General features: G+C 66.1%; 7 protein-coding genes. All 7 read left to right on the top strand.

Annotated elements, in window-relative coordinates:
- The first annotated feature begins 33 nt into the window (after positions 1–33).
- Positions 34–582: a glycoside hydrolase family 108 protein gene (locus VFT73_RS00225; RefSeq protein WP_326408080.1), complete on the top strand. Its 549-nt coding sequence runs from the start codon at positions 34–36 to the stop codon at positions 580–582.
- Positions 583–638: 56 nt separating this feature from the next.
- Positions 639–944 (top strand): hypothetical protein, encoded by a 306-nt coding sequence (locus VFT73_RS00220; protein WP_326408079.1) that lies wholly within the window; start codon positions 639–641, stop codon positions 942–944.
- On the top strand, positions 941–1,486 hold the full coding sequence (locus tag VFT73_RS00215; protein ID WP_326408078.1) for a hypothetical protein: 546 nt from the start codon (positions 941–943) through the stop codon (positions 1,484–1,486). The genes VFT73_RS00220 and VFT73_RS00215 overlap by 4 nt, the downstream gene beginning before the upstream one ends.
- A gap of 50 nt (positions 1,487–1,536) precedes the next feature.
- Positions 1,537–1,872: a DMT family protein gene (locus tag VFT73_RS00210; protein WP_326408077.1), complete on the top strand. Its 336-nt coding sequence runs from the start codon at positions 1,537–1,539 to the stop codon at positions 1,870–1,872.
- Positions 1,873–1,875: 3 nt separating this feature from the next.
- Positions 1,876–2,445 carry a TMEM175 family protein gene (locus VFT73_RS00205; RefSeq protein ID WP_326408076.1) on the top strand — a complete coding sequence of 190 codons (570 nt, stop codon included), beginning with the start codon at positions 1,876–1,878 and terminating at the stop codon, positions 2,443–2,445.
- Between the two features lie 26 nt (positions 2,446–2,471).
- Positions 2,472–3,017, top strand: a complete 546-nt coding sequence (gene hslV / locus VFT73_RS00200; protein WP_326408075.1) for an ATP-dependent protease subunit HslV — start codon at positions 2,472–2,474, stop codon at positions 3,015–3,017.
- 92 nt (positions 3,018–3,109) lie between these two features.
- Positions 3,110–3,409, top strand: a 300-nt coding sequence (locus tag VFT73_RS00195) for an FAD-dependent oxidoreductase (protein WP_326408074.1), incomplete at its 3' end; no start/stop codon positions are given.

The following is a 3,409-nucleotide window of genomic DNA, read 5'->3' as shown; positions in this document are numbered from 1 at the left end:
TCGGTGAGTAGGAGAGGTGAGGTGGACGAAACTATCGACGTCGATGGGCTGATCGATGCCCTGATCGAGCGCGAGGGCGGTTATGTGAACAACTCCGCCGACAAGGGCGGGCCGACCTGCTTCGGCATTACCGAAGCCGTTGCGCGCGCCAACGGCTATCGCGGCGCGATGCGGCAGCTGCCGCGCGAAGAAGCCGCGGCAATCTACCGCAGGCTCTACTGGCTGCGGCCTCGCTTAGATGAAGTGGCGGAGCGCAGTCCGCAGGTTGCGGCAGAGCTGTTCGACACCGGCGTCAATATGGGCCCGGCGGTGGCGGCGACCTTTCTTCAGCGCGCGCTGACCGCGCTGAACCGCAACGGCGCCGATTATCCCGACCTGGTGCCCGACGGACGGATCGGTCCACGCACGCTCGCCGCGCTCGACACGTTCCTCGACATTCGCGGACGAAGCAGCGGCCAACGCGTGCTGCTCCGCGCGATCGAGGCGCTGCAGGGCGAGCGCTATCTCCGCCTTGCGGAACGCCGGCCAGCCAATGAGTCCTTCCTCTACGGCTGGCTCGCGAACCGAATTGGTGAGCGGTGACGCGCGCACGCGCGCGTAAGGCTGTGACTTTTGGGACTTTTCGAGGAGAGATTTGGATGAGACCGCTTCCCCCACCAGGCACCTTCGCCGAGGGCCAACGCTACATTTACGGTCTGCTCGCCTCGGCCGCGGGGATGTTCTGCGGAGCCGCCGCGGGGTTCATGGTCGCGCTGCTGATGTGGGGCGGCTGGAGCCCGGCCGAGGAGCATACCATCGTCACCATCTTCGGCTGGGCGCTCGGCGGGTTCATCGCGGCCATGATCGTGGTCATCGTCGGCCTGCTGGCCGGCGGGCCGGTCGGGCGCTTCAAGGTCACCGCAGGCCGCGACGGCGCCTCGTTCGAGGCCGACCGCGAGCAATGATCTTCCGGCTGCTCAACATCCAGGGAATCGCGGGGCTCGCGGTCAGCATCGCGCTCGGGCTGCTGCTGATCATCCAGAAAGGCGAGACCCGCCACTGGAAGAAGCAAAGCGGCCAGTTCGAGCAGCTCTACCATGCCGGCGAAGCGGCCCTTGCCGGAACCGTCGCCAACTACCGCGCAGCGGCCGAAGCCGCACGCGCCGCCGACCGGGCGAACCTCGCCCGCGTCGCCGCCGAGCAGCGCGCCATCAACGAAAGGACGTCGAATGACTTTGAAGCGCGCCTTGCCGCCGCTCGCACTCTTGCTCAGCGCCTGCGGGGCCAAGCCGCAAGCCCCGCAGCCGATCGCGGCGCTGCCGGAGCAGCGGCAGTGTCCCGATTATCCGCTTCCTCCGGCGGAGCTGCTCAAGCCGCCGGCGAAGACCGACTTTCTCTCGCCGAGCGCGAGCTCGCCACCGAGCAGGCAATCCAGCTCGACGAATTGATCAAATGGATAAGGGCGCAGGCCGGCGTCGAACCGGGCGCCGGGCGGCCGAAGACGTGAGCCCGTGCATCCCCGTTGCCGCTCCCGCGAGCGCGCATTAGGGGCGCGCAATGCTGACGGTCGCGCTGCTCACGATCTCGAACATCTTCATGACCATCGCCTGGTACGGCAACCTCAGGTTTCCGAAGATGCCGCTGCTCGCCGCGATCGCGATCGGCTGGGGCATCGCGCTGATCGAATATTGCTTCGCGGTGCCGGCCAATCGCTACGGCTATGCGCACGGCTTCTCGGGCGGGCAGCTCAAGATCATCCAGGAGGTGATCACATTGAGCGTCTTCGCGGTGTTCGCCGCGCTTGTCCTGAAGGAGCCGGTGGGTTGGCGCTACATAGGCGCCTTCGCCTGCATTGTCGGGGCAGCGGCCTTCATGTTCGCCGGGCGCGCCTGACGCATGAAACCCGATCGCCTCAACGCCTTCACCGACGGCGTGATCGCCATCATCATCGCCATCATGGTGCTGGAGATCCGCCTGCCGGACGAGCCGACGTTCGCAGGCGTTCGCGAGATGATGCCGTTCCTAGGAATCTATCTGCTGTCGTTCGTCAACGTCGGCATCTTCTGGAACAACCACCATCACATGATGCAGGGCTCGCGTAAGGTCGATGGGCGGGTGCTGTGGGCCAATCTCAGCCTGCTCTTCTGGCTCAGCCTCGTGCCCTACGAGATCCGCTGGATGGGCGAGGCGGGCATCGTCGCCTGGCCGGTCGCGGCCTACGGCGGCGTGCTGATGATGGCCGCCTTCTCTTACATGCTGCTCGAACGGGCGTTGATCGCCGCGGAAGGCGAGCATTCGCATGTCGCCACGGCGACCGGGCCGCGGCTGAAGGAGTGGCTGAGCTTCGTCGGGTACACCGCTGGCTTCGCCGCGGCCTTCGTCCATCCCGCCATCTCGGTCGCCATCTATGTCGCGATCTCGCTGGCCTGGTTCATCCCGGACCGGCGGTTCGAAGCCGCCGCCTAGTTGCAGCGGTTCGCGCGCTTTCCCACATGCCGGGCATGGAACAATATCATGGAACCACGATCCTCGGCGTGAAGCGGGGCGGCAAGACGGTGATCGCCGGAGACGGCCAGGTCAGCCTCGGCAATACGGTGATCAAGCCCAACGCGAAGAAGGTGCGCCGCATCGGCGCGGACGGCAAGGTCATCGGCGGCTTCGCGGGAGCGACGGCTGACGCCTTCACCTTGTTCGAGCGGCTGGAGAAGAAGCTGGAGCAATATAACGGGCAGCTGCTGCGCGCCGCGGTGGAGCTCGCGAAGGACTGGCGGACGGACAAGTATCTGCGCAACCTCGAGGCGCTGATGATCGTCGCCGACGCCGAGCAGATGCTGATCCTCACCGGCAACGGCGACGTGCTCGAACCCGAAGGCGGGATCGCCGCGATCGGCTCCGGCGGCAATTATGCGCTCTCCGCCGCACGCGCGCTGCAGGAATATGAGGCCGACCCGGAAATCCTCGCCCGCCGCGCCATGCAGATCGCATCGGAAGTGTGCGTCTTCACCAACGACCGGCTGACGATCGAGACGGTCGAATAGATTTCACCATTCGCACTGAGCCTCTCGAAGCCCTGTCTTTCGGTTTCGCAGCAAGTAAGAAGGCAGTCCTTCGACAAGCTCAGGACGAACGGATGTTGCTGGATCGCAGGTCTTTCAGTCTCGGAAGTGCCGCGCTCCTGTCCGGCTGCGCCACCGTCGGCACGAAATCCTTCGGCGACTGCACGCCGCTGCCGCCGGTCGACGCGGACCCAAGCCGTCTCATCCGCGCCGTGGCCGGGCTGAGGCCGTACCGGCGCCAGGGCTTCGTCGTCCGCCGCGACCAGCTCGGCGACAAGGCGCTGGTCCACAATTACGGCCACGGCGGCAGCGGCATTACGTTGAGCTGGGGCAGCTCGAAGCTCGCGGCCGAGCTCGGACTTCCGGGTCATAGC

The organism is Sphingomonas sp. (genome assembly GCF_035758555.1).
Lineage (GTDB): Bacteria > Pseudomonadota > Alphaproteobacteria > Sphingomonadales > Sphingomonadaceae > Sphingomonas_B.
This window is presented reverse-complemented; position numbering and strand designations above follow the sequence as displayed.